The sequence below is a fragment of the Saccharibacillus brassicae genome (assembly GCF_006542275.1).
Taxonomy (GTDB): domain Bacteria; phylum Bacillota; class Bacilli; order Paenibacillales; family Paenibacillaceae; genus Saccharibacillus; species Saccharibacillus brassicae.
In genome coordinates, this window is sequence record NZ_CP041217.1 from 4,273,269 (window position 1) to 4,289,344 (window position 16,076).

The 16,076-nt window shown below is 59.4% G+C and carries 12 protein-coding genes and 1 pseudogene; 10 read left to right on the forward strand and 3 right to left on the reverse strand.

All coding sequences use genetic code 11. The annotated features are described in order from the left end of the window. Nucleotides 1-6 precede the first annotated feature (6 nt). The 7 genes from FFV09_RS17725 to FFV09_RS17755 all read left to right on the forward strand — a co-directional run bounded on the left by FFV09_RS17725 (nucleotide 7) and on the right by FFV09_RS17755 (nucleotide 7,984). The gene (locus FFV09_RS17725) at nucleotides 7-1,131 is read left to right on the forward strand and encodes a sensor histidine kinase (protein WP_141449059.1); all 1,125 of its coding nucleotides are present in this window, start codon (nucleotides 7-9) and stop codon (nucleotides 1,129-1,131) included. After that, nucleotides 1,043-1,702 (forward strand): response regulator, encoded by a 660-nt coding sequence (locus tag FFV09_RS17730; RefSeq protein ID WP_141449060.1) that lies wholly within the window; start codon nucleotides 1,043-1,045, stop codon nucleotides 1,700-1,702. Before FFV09_RS17725 ends, FFV09_RS17730 begins: the two co-directional genes overlap by 89 nt. Continuing rightward, entirely contained in the window at nucleotides 1,699-2,412 is a 714-nt protein-coding gene (locus FFV09_RS17735) for a class I SAM-dependent methyltransferase (RefSeq protein ID WP_246098375.1), read from the forward strand. Before FFV09_RS17730 ends, FFV09_RS17735 begins: the two co-directional genes overlap by 4 nt. A 277-nt stretch (nucleotides 2,413-2,689) precedes the next feature. Beyond that, nucleotides 2,690-4,345, forward strand: a complete 1,656-nt coding sequence (locus FFV09_RS17740) for a S1C family serine protease (RefSeq protein ID WP_141449061.1) — start codon at nucleotides 2,690-2,692, stop codon at nucleotides 4,343-4,345. 162 nt (nucleotides 4,346-4,507) lie between these two features. Beyond that, a complete protein-coding gene (locus FFV09_RS17745) occupies nucleotides 4,508-5,200 on the forward strand; it encodes a response regulator transcription factor (protein WP_141449062.1) in 693 nt (230 codons plus the stop codon). A gap of 19 nt (nucleotides 5,201-5,219) precedes the next feature. Next, nucleotides 5,220-6,917, forward strand: coding sequence for a sensor histidine kinase (locus FFV09_RS17750; RefSeq protein WP_342782062.1), 1,698 nt, complete (start codon nucleotides 5,220-5,222; stop codon nucleotides 6,915-6,917). Between the two features lie 107 nt (nucleotides 6,918-7,024). Continuing rightward, entirely contained in the window at nucleotides 7,025-7,984 is a 960-nt protein-coding gene (locus FFV09_RS17755; RefSeq protein ID WP_141449063.1) for a 4-hydroxy-3-methylbut-2-enyl diphosphate reductase, read from the forward strand. Between the two features lie 180 nt (nucleotides 7,985-8,164). Here the strand turns inward: FFV09_RS17755 and FFV09_RS17760 are convergent, their stop codons facing one another. The 3 genes and pseudogenes from FFV09_RS17760 to FFV09_RS17770 form a co-directional block, all read right to left on the reverse strand. Continuing rightward, nucleotides 8,165-8,875 (reverse strand): LutC/YkgG family protein, encoded by a 711-nt coding sequence (locus FFV09_RS17760; protein WP_141449064.1) that lies wholly within the window; start codon nucleotides 8,873-8,875, stop codon nucleotides 8,165-8,167. 140 nt (nucleotides 8,876-9,015) lie between these two features. Continuing rightward, a pseudogene (locus tag FFV09_RS17765) lies at nucleotides 9,016-10,440 on the reverse strand (LutB/LldF family L-lactate oxidation iron-sulfur protein); the annotation flags it as partial. Then, the gene (locus tag FFV09_RS17770) at nucleotides 10,437-11,237 is read right to left on the reverse strand and encodes a (Fe-S)-binding protein (protein ID WP_141449066.1); all 801 of its coding nucleotides are present in this window, start codon (nucleotides 11,235-11,237) and stop codon (nucleotides 10,437-10,439) included. The pseudogene FFV09_RS17765 and the gene FFV09_RS17770, both read right to left, overlap by 4 nt. 191 nt (nucleotides 11,238-11,428) lie before the next feature. Here FFV09_RS17770 and aldA point away from each other — a divergent pair, with 191 nt between their 5' ends. From aldA to glnA, 3 genes are all read left to right on the forward strand, one after another. Next, nucleotides 11,429-12,874, forward strand: coding sequence for an aldehyde dehydrogenase (gene aldA / locus FFV09_RS17775; protein ID WP_141449067.1), 1,446 nt, complete (start codon nucleotides 11,429-11,431; stop codon nucleotides 12,872-12,874). A 330-nt stretch (nucleotides 12,875-13,204) separates the two neighbouring features. Further along, a complete protein-coding gene (gene aroF / locus FFV09_RS17780; protein ID WP_141449068.1) occupies nucleotides 13,205-14,269 on the forward strand; it encodes a 3-deoxy-7-phosphoheptulonate synthase in 1,065 nt (354 codons plus the stop codon). 281 nt (nucleotides 14,270-14,550) lie between these two features. Next, a complete protein-coding gene (gene glnA / locus FFV09_RS17785) occupies nucleotides 14,551-15,975 on the forward strand; it encodes a type I glutamate--ammonia ligase (protein WP_141449069.1) in 1,425 nt (474 codons plus the stop codon). Nucleotides 15,976-16,076 lie beyond the last annotated feature (101 nt).

Sequence of the window (16,076 nt, forward strand, 5' to 3'; positions counted from 1 at the left end):
TTACCTATGGGCAACTTATTGAAAAACACGAAATGGGAACTGATTTTGTACTTCCTGCTTAGCGGCGGCATTCTCGCCGCTTTGTTATATTGGTTCAGCCTGTACGGACTCGTACAGGTTTTTCCGCGGAAAGTCTGGTTATTCTACCTGCTGGCCGCGGTGATCGTCGCCGTCGTGACCGGTTACGTGGCCGGTCAGCGTATCCAGCGCCGGATCGACGTGCTGCACTACAGCATGCTTCAGGTCGCGCAGGGCAATCTGGGCCTGCGGCTGGGCGATACGGAAGACCAGTCGTTCGCGCGCGTCTACCGCGAATTCAACGCGATGATGAATTCGATCGAGACGAAGACGAAGCTGCTGCAAAAGCTCGGCGAGAGCGACGCGGTCGGAAAAGAGCAGCTGGTCGAAAGCGCCGTGCGCGAAGAACGCCGCCGGATGGCGCGCGATTTGCACGACTCGGTCAGCCAGCAGATTTTCGCTATCCATATGTCGGCCGCTTCGCTGCCCAAAGTGCTGGAGCGCAACCCGGACGCGGCGGAGACGGTCATGCGGCAGCTGATCCAGATGTCGAATCTGGCGCAGAAGCAGATGCGGGCGCTGATCGCGCAGCTGAGGCCGGTGGAACTCGAAGGCATGGAGCTTCCGGCCGCGCTCGATCGCTGGTTCCCGGATTACTGCATCCAGAACGGATTGAAAGGCATCAAAGACGTCGAACTGTGCAACGGGCTGTCCGAAGCGATCGAGCAGCAGCTGTTCCTGATCGTCCAGGAAGCGATGGCGAACATCGTCAAGCATGCCCAGGCGAGCATCGTCAGCTTGTCGCTGCGGGAGAACGAGCGGCAGGTGCTGCTGTCGATCAGCGACGACGGCAAAGGCTTTTCGGGCGGCGCGGCGCAAAAGCAGGGTTCCTACGGGCTGCTGACGATGCGCGAACGGGCGGAGAAGCTCGGCGGACGGGCCGAAATCTTGTCGAAGCCGGGCGCGGGCACGACGATCCGCGTACATATTCCAAAATTCGGAGAAGAAAAGGCGGTGGACACGCATGGACAAGATCAAGATCCTGCTGGCGGACGATCACGACATGGTGAGAATGGGACTGAAAACGTACTTGATGCTGGAACCGGGGTTTGACGTGATCGGGGAAGCGGCGAACGGCTTCGAAGTGATCGGGCATCTGCGGACGCTGTCCGGGGAAGGCGGCGAAATGCCGGATCTGATCCTGATGGATCTGATGATGCCGGAGATGAACGGCACCGAAGCGACGCGGCTCGTCATGTCGGAATTTCCGACGATCCGCGTCGTTATGCTGACCAGTTTTCTCGAAGACAAGCTGGTCATGGAAGCGATCGAAGCGGGCGCCGTCAGCTATGTGCTGAAGACGGTCACGGCGGAAGAACTGATCTACGCGCTCAAAGGCGCTTACCGCGGCATGCCGGTCATGACCGGAGACGTCTCCCAGGCGCTGACGCGCGGGATCCGCCAGCGGACGGTGGAAGCCGATTCGTCTCCGCTGACCGAGCGCGAGAAGGAAGTGCTGCTGCTGATCGCCGAAGGCATGGGCAACAAGGAGATCGGGGAAGAGCTGCATATCAGTATCAAAACGGTCAAGACCCATGTCAGCAACCTGCTGATGAAGTGCGAATTGGAAGACCGCACGCAGCTTGCGATCTATGCCCACCGGCAGGGGATGGTCCGCTCGTGAGCCTGCTTGCGAACGACTTGACGGAGATCCGGCGTTTTCCGGAAGCGAGCGGCGCCGTCGGCGACAACGGCAAATACCGCGGCATGTACGACCGCATCGCGCCTTTTTACAATCTGTCGAACAAAGTCTACTTTCGCTTGAAATTCGGCGGGGAAGAAGCTTACCGGCGGCAGTTTCTGGACGAACTCGAGATTCCGCCCGGCGGGCGCGTGCTGGAAGTGTCGTGCGGCACCGGGGACAATTTCCCGTATCTGCCGGCGGATATCGAGCTGCACGGCCTCGATCTGTCGCTCGGCATGCTGAACGTGTGCCGGAAGCATCTGCGCAAATGGAAACGTTCCGCTTCGTTATACCAAGCGACGGCCGAACGCCTTCCGTTCGGCGACGACTTTTTCGATACGGTCTACCATGTCGGCGGTATCAACTTTTTCAACGACGGGGCGCAGGCGGTCCGGGAAATGATCCGCGTCGCCAAGCCGGGCACGAAGATCGTGATCGTCGACGAGACCGAACGGCTCGCTTCCGGCACGTACGAGAAGATTCCGTTCGTCGGCCGCCGGTTCAAGCAGCGCGCGGAGATCGTCGTTCCGGTGCGGCTCATTCCGGACGGGATGCTCGAAGTCGAAGCGCGCGAGATCTGCCGCGGCCTGATGTACTGCCTGACTTTTCGCGTGCCGCCCGAATCGTCCGGTTCCGAAGTCCGGGCCTGAACCGACGCCGAACCGCTCCCTGCACCGATCTTGCGGGGAAGCCGGTCTCCTCTCCTTTTCCGCAGGAGAAGAGGCTTTTTTGGCATTTTGCAAAATTAAGGGCTTTCTTATCTTTCTTTATGCCTCTTTTAATGTGTAATTAAGGTTGCTGGGCGAAAATAAGTACAGAAGCAAACGGCAGCATCAGGGCAGACGGTACTTGTCCCATTCAATCGGCAGCAAACGCAATTCACATTTACGTCATTCGGCACAGCCCGAACGCGAGGAGGAAATAGAGATGGACGAGAAGAAATACGGCAATTCTTTTGAAGACAACAACGGAGCAGGCAGCAGCGAAGGGAACCGCAACAATTCCGGAGCCGACTCCTCCGAGCGGACAGGCACGAACCCGGACGGCTCGTCTTACTATTACTCGTACGGCCCGTTCCAATCGGTCGGCTCTTCCGATCCGGAAGCGCCCAAAGTGCAGGACGTCGAAGTCACGCCTCCGAGCGCGATCCGCGGTTACGACTCGTACGGCACGCCAAGTGGACCGAACGGTTCGGCTCCGGGCGGCGGCTCGGGCGGCAACTGGAACTACAACCAGAAGCCGAAGTCTTCGTTCAAAAACGCGCTGACGTCGTTCGCGGCCGGGGCGCTGGGCGCCATCGTCATTACCGGTTCGGTGTTCGGCGCCGGACATGCCGGCTGGTTCGACGGCGACGAAGCGTCGACGGCCAAGGCGGCGACTTCGCAGACCGCGCCGTCCAACCCGAGCGGCGTCTCGACCGCGGCGTATACGATCGCGTCGTCCAAAGACATCTCGGACGTCGTGAACCAGTCCAGCCCTTCGGTCGTCAAGATCGAGACGCTGTCCAAAGGCGGGACTTCCGGTAAGCAGGGCAATTACAACGACCCGTTCTTCAAATATTTCTACGGCGACTCCCAGGGCAGCGAGAACAACGGCGGCTCCGGCACGAATTCCGGTTCCGCTTCGGATCAACTGACGCCGCTCGGACTCGGAACGGGTTTCATTTTCGATAAAGAAGGCTATATCCTGACGAACAACCACGTGGTTGAAGGCGGAGACGTCATCCAGGTTACGCTGGACGGTACGACCAAGCCTTACGAAGCGAAACTGCTCGGTCATAGCGCCGATCTTGACCTGGCGGTCCTCAAGATCACGAGCACCGACGGCAGCGACTTCCCGTACATCTCGCTGGGCGATTCCGATGCGACGGCGATCGGCAACTGGGTCGTCGCAATCGGCAACCCGGAAGGCTTCGAACACACGGTTACGGCCGGCGTGCTCAGCGCCAAAGAACGCGAAATTTCGATCGCCGACGAGACGACGGGCAAAGCGACGCAGTACAAGCACCTGCTGCAGACCGACGCGTCGATCAACCCGGGCAACTCCGGCGGTCCGCTGATCAACCTGAACGGCGAAGTGATCGGCATGAACACGGCCGTCAGCACGGAAGCGCAGGGCATCGGCTTCGCGATTTCCTCGAACACGATCAAAGGCGTCGTCGAACAGCTCAAAAACAACGAAGAAATTCCGAAAGAAGCCGTTCCGTTTATCGGCGCAAGCCTGACGACGATGTCGGACAGCATCGCGCAGCAGATGGGCGTGGACACGAAGGAAGGTTCGCTCGTCAGCGAAGTGCTGTACGGATCGCCGGCCTACAAAGCCGATCTGCGCAGCTACGACATCATCACCGGCGTGAACGGTACGCCTTATGCGACCAGCCAGGATCTGATCGCGGCGATCCAGAAGTTCAAAGTCGGAACCGAAATTACGCTGAACGTCGTGCGCAACGATAAGAAAGTCGACCTCAAAGTAACGGTGGGCGACCGGAACCAGTACGACGAATCGGCCGCTGGACAGCAGGGCGGCGGCAGCGAGAACCAGACTCCGAACAACGGATTGATTAACCCGTTCGGCGGCCAATAAGGATCGCCGGCGAACGACGGATACGAAGCGGGCGAACGGGAGGGGGAGACCCCTCCCGTTTTTTGGCGCCCGGCCTGAGAGTCGCCGCAAGAAAACAGGATGCGAAGGTACGTGAACGTTGCTACAATAATAGAAAAAGAACGTAGAGGGGAACGAATGCATATGCGATCCAATATTCTGATTGTCGACGACGACGAAAAAATCATCTCCATGCTGCGCAGGGGGCTGGCTTTTGAAGGATACGAGGTACACACGGCGCCAAACGGGGCGGAAGGGCTGAAGCTGATGCGCACGACCGATCCCGATCTGCTCGTGCTTGACGTCATGATGCCCGAGGTGGACGGGTTCGAAGTGGTGCGCCGGCTGCGCGAAGCGGGCAGCGCCGTTCCGGTGCTGATGCTTACGGCCAAGGACGAGCTGGAGAATCGGGTCAAAGGACTCGATCTCGGCGCGGACGATTACCTCGTCAAGCCGTTCGCGCTCGAAGAACTGCTGGCGCGGGTGCGCGCGCTGCTGCGCCGCAAAACGGACACGGTCCGCGAAGACGACGGCGAGCGGCTGAGCTTCGAAGACCTCGTCATGAATATCGATTCGCGCGAAGTGACGAGAGGCGAACGCAAGGTCGAACTGACGGCCAAAGAATTCGAACTGCTGCATCTGTTCATGCTCAATCCGAGACGGGTGCTGTCGCGCGACGTGATTATGGACAAAATCTGGGGATACGACTACAGCGGCGAATCCAACGTGCTCGAAGTGTATATCGCGATGCTGCGCCAGAAGACGGAAGATTCAAGCTCCAAGCGCCTGATCCAGACGATCCGGGGCGCCGGTTACATCCTAAGAAGCGATTCCTAAAAGGGGGCAGCCCTCTGCTATGTCTATCCGTTTACGCCTGACCGCCTGGTACTCCGGCATCCTGGCGCTGACTCTGCTGATGTTCAGCGCGATCATCTATACGTTCGTCTATTACAACACTTACCAGAATACGTACGACACGTGGCAGAGCCGTATTCGCGAGCAGATCCGGCAGAGCATCGTCGTCGACGATTCGGGCATGGTCACTTCCAAGATCAATATCGAAAATATTTTGAAAACGATCGACAGCCGGTTATATGTACAGATTTACTTTTACGGCAGCGGCGATCTTCAGCAGTCGGACAATATGACGTTCGGCCCCGGCGCGTTCAAATTCGAGATTCCTCCGCTGGAAGGAGTCAAAGAAGATTTCAGCCGTATCCGCTCCGAAGGCCGGCCTTATTTGATGTATCAACAGCTGCTGCTGCCGGCAAACGGGGCGCGCGAGCCGGTGCTGCTGCAAATTGCGGCCAGTACAGAAGAAGCGGAGAACCTGCTGTCGGATCTGCGCTTCATTCTCCTGCTCGGCTCGGTGTCCACGCTTATTCTGGCCGCCACGCTCGGCATGTTCCTGGCCCGCAAATCGATGGCGCCGATCGGCAAAGTCATCGAAGCGGCGAACGGGGTGCAGACGAGCAGCGACCTCAGCGTCCGGATCGACTATACCGGCCCGCAGGACGAGGTCGGACAGCTGATCAGCACGGTGAACCGGATGCTGGCGCGCACGGAACTGTTTTACAAAGACCTGGAAGAATCGTACCGGGCGCAGCGGCGCTTCGTCTCGGACGCTTCGCACGAGCTGCGTACGCCGCTGACGACCGTTCGGGGCAATACCGATTTGCTCAAAAAGATCTGGACGCTCGACAGCATGCCGCACGGCCTGACCGAAGAAGATCTGCGGCAGATGTCCGTCGAAGCGATCGGCGACATTGCCGATGAATCCGAGCGAATGAGCCGGCTGATCGGCGACATGCTGTCGCTGGCGCGGGCCGACGCCGGCCAGACGATGCAAAAAGAACTGCTGCAGCTCGGTCCGCTGGTCGAAGACGTCGTGCGCCGGGCGCAGTTTCTGCCGCACCGGGCCCAGTGGGCGCCGGGTGATCTGACCGCGCTCGACGGGATCGCCGTAGTCGGCAACAAAGATTATTTGCAGCAGATGCTGTTCATTTTTATCGAAAATGCGTTCAAGTACACGGCGGAAGGACAAGTCTCGCTCGATATTCTCGTCTACCGCCAGCAGGTCGGCATCCGGGTCAAAGATACCGGGATCGGCATGGACAAAGACGAAGTGCCGCATATTTTCGAACGTTTCTACCGGGCCGACGAATCGCGGGGCAAGACGCCCGGCACGGGGCTTGGACTGTCCATCGCCAAATGGATCATCGACGAGCATCAAGGTTCGGTCGAAGTCGTCACGGTCAAAGGCGAAGGCACCACGTTCATCATCTGGCTGCCGGCGCTGTTCCCGGAAATTCAGGCCGCGTCCGAACCGGAAGAAGCCGTCGTAGAGCCGGAGGAAGTTTACGGGGAACCCGTGGAGGTCGCCGGGAAAGACACTTCGGAGCCTGTGGAGCCTGTGGAGCCTATGGAGCCCATGGAGCCCATGGAGCCCGTAGAGATCGAAGACCCGGACGAAACGCAGCGCGGCAATGACGCAGCCGATTCGCCGCCGAAGCCGGAACAAGGACCGGGCGGCCGCGGCTCCGGATCGGTCTGACCGGCGGTCCGAAAGGCTGCGCCTTTCTTCGGGCTGGCGAATACGTTATAATCGGGGTATGCGCGAATACGCGTTTAAGCCATGAATCCGAAAGCAGGTGCGAATAGATGGAAGTTCTACGTATTGCCCCGCGAGGCTATTGCTACGGCGTAGTCGACGCGATGGTGCTCGCCAGACAAGCGGCCAAAAATCTCGATCTGCCCCGGCCTATTTATATACTCGGCATGATCGTGCACAACGCGCACGTCACCCAGTCGTTCGAAGACGAAGGCATCGTGACGCTCGACGGTCCAAACCGGCTGGAAATTCTTGAGCAGGTGGACAAGGGAACGGTCATCTTTACCGCGCACGGGGTATCCCCGGAAGTGCGCAAGCGGGCGCGCGAGCGCGGCCTGACGACGGTCGACGCGACGTGCCCGGACGTGACGAAGACGCATGACCTGATCCGCGAGAAAGCGGGCGAAGGCTACGAGATTATCTATATCGGCAAAAAAAACCATCCGGAACCCGAAGGCGCAATCGGCGTCGCTCCGGACCGGGTGCATCTGATCGAGAAGGAAGAAGAGATCGAAGCGCTGAACATTCCGCCGGGCAAGATCATCATCACGAATCAGACGACGATGAGCCAGTGGGACATCAAGACGATTATGAAAAAGCTGCTGGAGCGTTACCCGGGAGCCGAAGTGCATAACGAAATCTGCCTGGCGACCCAGGTGCGGCAGGAAGCGGTAGCCGAACAGGCCGGGCAAGCGGACCTGGTCATCGTCGTCGGCGACCCGCGCAGCAACAACTCCAACCGCCTGGCGCAGGTGTCCGAAGAGATCGCCGGCACGACCGCTTACCGCGTGTCCGACGTAAGCGAGATCAAGCAGGAATGGCTGATGGGCATCAGCAAGGTGGCTATTACGGCAGGCGCTTCGACGCCGACGCCGATTACCAAAGAAGTCATTCTCTACCTGGAGCAGTTCGAAGAAAGCGATCCGTCCACTTGGGAAATCAAGCGCACGGTCGATATGAAAAAACTGCTGCCGCCGGTACGCGAGAAAAAGAAAGCCGCCGCGGAATAAAGTCCGCGCGGCCGGCTGAACACCGGCCGGCCGCAGCCGCGCCAAGCGAAAAACCCGACCGGGGAATCGGTCGGGTTTTTCGGCTTGCGCTTTGCAAGGCGCAAGCCCCGCGAGGCGCAGCTCAGTGAAGCGCAAGCCCCCGCAAGGAGCAAAGCCCTATGCGGGGTCGGATCGAGAAGCTCAGATCAAGACGTAAGTGGCTCTCAGCGGTCCGTGGACGCCGACGACGAGCTGCATTTCGATATCGGCCGAGTTCGACGGGCCGGAGATCAGGTTAAGGCAGGAGCCGAGCGCGGCGCCGGCTTCATGGCGGCGATTGAGCTCCTGCATCGCCTGCGTCGAGCGCGGCACGATGCGTTCGCGCTCGATAACGGCGATATAATGCGCCGGCAGGAAATGCAGCGCCCGGCCCTGGTCGGGCCGGCTCTCCAGCACGACGGTGCCGGATTCGGCCAGCGCGAAATCGGCAAAAACGAGAGCGACGTTGGCCGCTTCGGCCAGCCGGATATTGCCGGCCCGGCCCGCTTGTTCGGACCAGACGGCTTCGTCTTCAAACGATAATCCGTATTTCGCGAAGCGGGCATCGCCGGAGCGGATGACCGGCCCGCCGCCGCAGCCTGCGATCAGATCGTTCAGCGTCCGCTGAAGCAGGGCCGGCGTCGATTCGATGATCTGCGTATGGATGAAGAAGCACTGCTCTTTGAGAATGTCGACCAGCTGCTCCGGCGTCCGGTCGGCCAGCGTCTCCAGATGCGGCGTGCATGTCCAGGCCGGGCGCGTGACGCTGTCCGTGCGCCGGGGACGCCCGAGACGGTCGGAGACGCGGTTCAGGAACGCTTCGCGGTTGTAGGGATCGGGCCGCGAGGGATCTCGATCGCTGCGGATCGTCATGGGCGTGTCCCTCCTTTTTCTTCTATAGAAAGAGAAGAGGAGATGCGCCGCCCGGCGGCACCGTCCGCAGCGCCCGGAGAAGCGTCCGGGGAAGAGCCGGACGCGGCTGCGGCCGGATCGGCCGCACGGTCCGACGAGCCGCCGCCGCTGCCGGGCTCGCGGTTGGCGTACCAGGCACGGAAGCCGTCTTTGCGCTTGACCGGCTGCGGCAGATCGCGGCTGCCGATCCAGCCCGAGAGCGGAGCCGGGCCGCGCACGATCCGTCCGTGCCGGCTCAGCAGCAGGCTGAGCGGATTCGCCAGCCGCAGCGTGCCGGCGAACAGGCCGGGCGAAGAGAGCAGCCGCCCGGCCGCTTTCATCTGCATCCGGTCGACGCTGCCTGTCCGCCCTTGAGAGACAATGTTCTGCCGGTGCAGGACCAGCTGCTCGTGCAGCGGAATCTTGACCGGACAGACGTCGGTACAGGCGCCGCACAGGCTGGAAGCGTACGGCAGCTCTTTGTAGTCGTCGTAGCCGCCGAGCAGCGGCGTGATGACGGCGCCGATCGGCCCCGGGTAGATCGAGCCGTAAGCATGTCCGCCGATATGCCGGTAGACCGGGCAGACGTTCAGGCACGCGCCGCAGCGGATACATTGCAGCGCTTCGTGGAACTCGCTTGCGAGAATGTCCGAACGTCCGTTGTCGACGATGACGAGATGGAATTCTTCGGGTCCGTCGGAGTCTCCTTCCGCCCGGGGGCCCATGACGGTAATGTAGCTCGTCAGCTTCTGCCCGACCGCGCTGCGGCAGAGCAGATTGTCGAGCACTTCCATCTCTTCGAGCGTCGGTACGATCCGCTCCATGCCCATGACGGCGATATGCGTCGGCGGCAGGGCGGCCGTCAAATCGCCGTTGCCCTCGTTCGTGACGAGGTTGATCGCTCCGAGATTGGCGACGGCGAAGTTGCAGCCGGTAATGCCGACCTCGGCGGCGAGGAACTTTTCGCGCAGCACCTTGCGCGCGAAGCGGGCCAGATGTTCCGGCGTCTCGTCGCCCGCGTAATTCAATTTGGACGCGAACACGTCGCGAATCTGGTCGCGGTTCTTGTGCAGGGCGGGGGCCACGATATGCGAAGGCGGGTCCCAATCGTCTTCCTGCAAAATGTATTCGCCGAGATCGCTCTCGATCACTTCGCAGCCGGCTTCGATCAGCACGCGGTTCATCTCGATCTCTTCCGTGACCATCGATTTCGCTTTGACGACCCGGCGCGCGTTTTTGCTCTGCACCACGTCGCGGATATAGCCGCTCGCTTCTTCCTTCGTCCGCGCGAAGAACACGTGGCCGCCGCGGCGTTCGACGTTGTCCGCCATTTGCCCAAGATAATAATCGAGATTTTCCAGCGTATGCTGCCGGATCTGCTGGCCGAGTTCGCGCCATTGTTCCCAATCGCCGAGCGAAGTCGCCGCCGTGAGGCGGCGGGTCTTCAGGCTGTCCTGGGCGGAGCCGACGGCGCCCCGCATATACGCGTCGCCGATCCCGTCCGCGGTGCGCTGTTCGAAATCCCGTTTGTCCGTTTGCAGGCTCATGTCGAAATCCCTCCTGTCAGACCGTTTGTCAGACTATTGTTCAAACCGCTTGTCAGATCGTTTTTCACTTTCGGATTCGGCGGCACCTGATTGAGCACTTCCGCGATATGCATCACTTGGATCTCCCGGCCTGTCCGCGACAGGCGTCCGCCGATATTCATCAGGCAGCCCATGTCCGCGCTGATCAGATAGTCCGCGCCCGTCTCCGCGACGCAGGCGCTTTTCTCGTCCGCCATCTGCTGCGAGATCTCCGGCATTTTGACCGAGAACGTGCCGCCGAAGCCGCAGCAGTTGTCCGCATTGACCAGCGGTGCAAGCTCCAGTCCGTCGACTTCGGCCAGCAGCAGAAACGGCGTCTCGGTCTCGCCGAGCAGCCGCGTCATATGGCAGGAACGATGATACGTGGCGAGTCCTTCCAGGCGGGCGCCGACGTCGGTCACGCCGAGCACGCGCACGACGAATTGGGTGAATTCGAACGATTTGTTTTTGAGTGCAATCGCTTTCAATTCCCACTGCGGGTCGTTTTTGAAAATGCGCGGATACTCATGGAACATGGCGATACACGAACCGGACGGGCCCACGACGTAATCGGCCTGTTCGAACGCGCGCATCATGTTGATCATGGCGGCTTTGGAATCTTCCAGATAACCGCTGTTATACGTAGGCTGCCCGCAGCATACCTGGGAAGCGGGGAAATCCGTTTCGCAGCCGAGCCGTTCGAGCACTTCGACCATCGCTTTGCCGACGCCGGGATACATAAGGTCGACCACGCAGGTCGAGAAGATGCTGACTTTCATGACTCATCCCTCCGTTTTTTCTCTATTGTACGCTTTGAAGAAAGGTTTGAAAACCACAATAGGGCAAAAATAAAATAAAAAATCATTACAAAACCACAAAATAAAAGAATAAAATGTTGACAATAAAAAATGATAACGTTTACAATACAATAGAAGAAACAGCTTTTATCCCATTTCGAGGAGGCAGTACGGTGCAAAAACATCAGATGTATATTAACGGGCAGTTTACGGATGCGGAGAACGGGGAATGGATGGACGTGGTCAACCCTTCCACGGACGAAGCGGTCTCGCAAGTACCGAAAGCGACGCGGGCGGACGTGGCCCGGGCGATCGATGCGGCGGAAGCGGCGCAGGATGCCTGGGAAGAGACGCCGGCGGTGGAACGCGGTGTCTATCTGCACCGGATCGCGGCCGGTATACGCGAGCGGTCGGACGAAATTGCGCGGCTGATTTCCGAAGAAGTGGGCAAGACGATAGAGCTGTCGACGGTGGAGGTCAACTTCACGGCGGATTATATGGATTACATGGCGGAATGGGCGCGGCGGTACGAAGGCGAGATTGTCCAGAGCGACCGGGATAACGAGCATATTTTCGTATTCAAAAGAGCGATCGGCGTCACGACCGGCATTTTGCCGTGGAACTTCCCGTTTTTCCTTATTGCGCGCAAAATGGCTCCGGCGCTTATTACCGGCAACACGATCGTCGTGAAACCGAGCGCGGAGTCGCCGAACAACGCGATCGCGTTCGCGCAAATCGCGGACAAGGCCGGCCTGCCGCCGGGCGTGTTCAATCTGGTGACGGGACGCGGCGGCGAAGTGGGCAGCGAACTGGCCAGCAATCCGAAAGTCGGCATGGTCAGCCTGACGGGCAGCGTACCGGCGGGGCAGAAGGTCATGCAGGCCGCCGCCGAGAACATTATCAAAGTCAGTCTGGAGCTCGGAGGCAAAGCGCCGGCGATCGTACATAAAGACGCGGATCTGGATCTCGCGGTCAAAGCGGTCGTCGATTCGCGGGTCATCAACACCGGCCAGGTGTGCAACTGCGCCGAGCGCGTCTACGTGCACGAAGCGATCAAGGAAGAGTTCACGAACCGGCTCGTCGAAGCGATGCGGGCGGTCAAATACGGCGATCCGCTGCAAGATAGCGATATCCATATGGGGCCGCTGATCAACAAGGACGCGCAGGATTCGGTCCAGGCCAAAGTCGACCGCGCGGTCGAGCAGGGCGCGAAGGTGCTGCTGGGCGGCAAGAAGGTCGAAGGCAAAGGCAGCTTCTACGAACCGACCGTGATCGGGGACGCAACCAACGACATGGAGATCATTCAGGAAGAAATTTTCGGCCCGGTCATTCCGATCGTGACGTTCGGCACGCTGGACGAAGCGATCGCGCTTGCGAACGACAGCGAATTCGGCCTGACTTCGTCGCTCTACACGCAAAATCTCAACGCCGCGATGAAAGTCGTCAAGCGCTTGAAATACGGCGAGACCTACATCAACCGGGAAAACTTCGAAGCGATGCAGGGATTCCACGCCGGCTGGCGCAAATCGGGCATCGGCGGCGCGGACGGCAAGCACGGGCTGAACGAATACCTGCAAACGCAGGTGGTCTACCTGCAGTACGACAAGGACATCAACTAACCGGAGCGCTTGCGCCGTTCTAAAAAGAGAGAGAGCCGGACCCCGCTTCTTCGCGAAGCGCGGTCCGGCTTTTTGCTTTGGAGAGCAGGCGGGGCAGGGACGGCGGCGAACAGCGTTGGACGGGTCGGCAGGGGTCGAGAGAAAGTGCGTCTTTTTCGAACGTCGCGGGTTGACGGGAACGACTTTGTTTGCTAAGATTACTTTAACGGATAAAAGCTTAAAAGCGAACAAGCGTCTAAGTGAAGAAGCATCATCGTCGGAACGGGAAAAGCCAACAATTCGCGCATGCAGGGCATAGGCCCAATTCATATACGGAAGGAAGTTTTGCACATGATCGCCATCTTATCGAACCAAGCTCCGGAGGAGCAGCTGCAGGAAGTCATTCGCGTCATCGAAAACGAAGGATTGAGCGTCCATCTGTCCCGGGGAGCCGACCGTACCGTCGTCGGACTCGTCGGCACGGCCGAGCCGAGACTGGCCGAGCATCTGCGCCAGATGAAAGGCGTCGAGGACGTCGTGAAGATCACGAAATCGTACAAGCTCGCCAGCCGCGACTTCCATCCGGAAGATACGGTCATTCAGATCGGCGACGTCAAGATCGGCGGCGGCGAGCTCGTCGTCATGGGCGGACCGTGCGCGGTCGAATCGCCGGAGCAGATCGACGAGATCGCGCGCCTCGTCAAAGCGGCCGGCGGCCAGGTGCTGCGCGGCGGCGCGTTCAAGCCGCGGACCGGCCCGTACAGCTTCCAGGGCGTCGGCGTGGAAGGGCTGATCATGATGGCCGAAGCGGGCAAGAAGCACGGCCTGCTGACGATTACCGAAGTCATGACGCCGGAATACGTCGATATCTGCGCGGAATACGCCGACATTTTGCAGATCGGCACGCGGAACATGCAGAACTTCGACCTGCTGCGCAAACTCGGTACGTGCGGACGTCCGGTGCTGCTCAAGCGCGGCTTCAGCGCGACGTACGACGAGCTGCTCAACGCGGCCGAATACATTCTGGCCGGCGGCAATCCCGACGTCATGCTGTGTGAACGCGGTATCCGCACGTTCGAGCCGTACACCCGCAACACGCTCGACCTTGCGGCGATTCCCGCCCTGCAGAGCCTCAGCCATCTGCCGGTCATCTCTGACCCGAGCCACGGCACGGGCCGCCGCGAACTGGTGGAACCGATGGCCAAAGCTTCCGTCGCCGCCGGCGCGGACGGCCTGATCATCGAGATGCATACCGATCCGGACAATTCCATGACGGGCGACGGCGTACAATCGTTGTTCCCGGACCAGTTCGCCGGATTGATGCGCGATCTGGAGCAGCTTTCGCCGATCGTCGGCAAAAGTTTCTCCACGAAAAAGGCCGAAGCGGAATCTTTTAAAAATTGGGCGATCGTCTAAATTTTGCTCCTCCGGACGCAAAAAAGCCACCCTCTTTTACCGTCTTTTCCAATCGCACAAGCCCGCGTCGTGCCGCCGTTTGCGGCCGATGTCGGGCTTTATTCATAAGTCGCTTGAAATTTCACGAAAGTGTAAGCATTACTCACATTATCGTAAAAAATACCTTACACGAGTCTTGACTGCTAAATAGTGCCGTTTTATAATGACGACAGCGAAAAAAGAGCATGAACGTTTCATAAGGTACATCCGTTCAATGTTCGGAAATTTGGGAGGAAAGTGACATGTCGGTACAACAAGTATTGAAGCTTATTCAGGAGAACAACATCGAGTGGGTTGATTTCCGTTTCGTGGATCTGTCGGGAAAAGCTCATCACATTTCGGTTCCTGCCAGCGCGGTTGAAGAAGAAACGTTTGAGAACGGGGTAGCTTTCGACGGTTCGTCGATTCCGGGCTTCCGCGGTATTGAAGAATCGGATATGGTCATGATGCCGGATCCCGAATCGGTATACATTGACGCTTTCACCGCACATCCGACATTGAACGTCATGTGCAACATCTACACGCCGGACGGCGAGCATTACGACCGCGATCCGCGCGGCATCGCCCAGAAAGCGGAAGCTTTCATGCAGGCGAGCGGCGTAGGTTCCGATGCGTTCTTCGCACCGGAATCCGAATTCTTCATCTTCGACGACGTCCGCTACCACAGCGGCATGAACAGCTCCTCGTTCGCGGTCGATTCCGAAGAAGCGGCCTGGAACACGAACCGCAAGGAAGAAGGCGGCAACCTCGGCTTCAAGATCGGCGTCAAAGGCGGTTACGTGCCGGTCGCTCCGGTCGACAGCCAACAGGACATCCGCAGCGAAATGTGCCGTCTGCTCGAAGAAGCCGGCCTCGTGATCGAACGTCATCACCACGAAGTGGCGACGGCGGGACAAGCGGAGATCAACTTCCGTTTCGATACGCTCAAGAAAACGGCAGACAACCTGCTGAAATACAAATACATCGTGCATAACACGGCTCGCCAATACGGCAAAACGGCAACGTTTATGCCTAAACCGCTCTTCGGCGACAATGGCAGCGGCATGCACGTGCACCAATCGATCTTCAAAGACGGAGAGCCTTTGTTCTACGAAAAAGGCGGCTACGCGAACCTGAGCGAAATGGCGCTGCACTACATCGGCGGCCTGCTCTACCACGCTCCGGCCCTGATCGCACTCACCAACCCGAGCACGAACTCGTTCAAACGTCTCGTTCCGGGCTACGAAGCGCCGGTTAACCTGGTCTTCTCCAAAGGCAACCGTTCCGCGGCTGTCCGGATTCCGGTCGCTGCCGTGACGCCTAAAGGCTGTCGCATCGAGTTCCGTACGCCGGACTCCACGGCGAATCCTTACCTGGCCTTCTCGGCTATGCTGATGGCCGGCCTGGACGGCATCAAGAAGAAGATCAACCCGGTTGAACTCGGCTACGGTCCTGCCGACAAGAACCTGTACGATCTGCCGGAAGAAGAAAAATCGCAAATCCGCAGCGTTCCGGGTTCCCTGGAAGAAGCGCTCGACTCGCTCGAAGCGGACAGCTCGTTCCTTACGGAAGGCGGCGTCTTCTCCGAAGACTTCATCGCCAACTACATCGCGTTCAAACGCGCCGAAGCCAAACAGGTCTCGATCCGCGTTCATCCGCACGAATACAGCCTGTACTACGACTGCTAATCCGCAGCGGCGGGGCGGCAGCGACCCTGCCGCCCCGATGCCGTACGCAAAAAACCTCCGCCCTTTCCGGGCGGAGGTTTTTTTGCATATGCTTGGCGAAG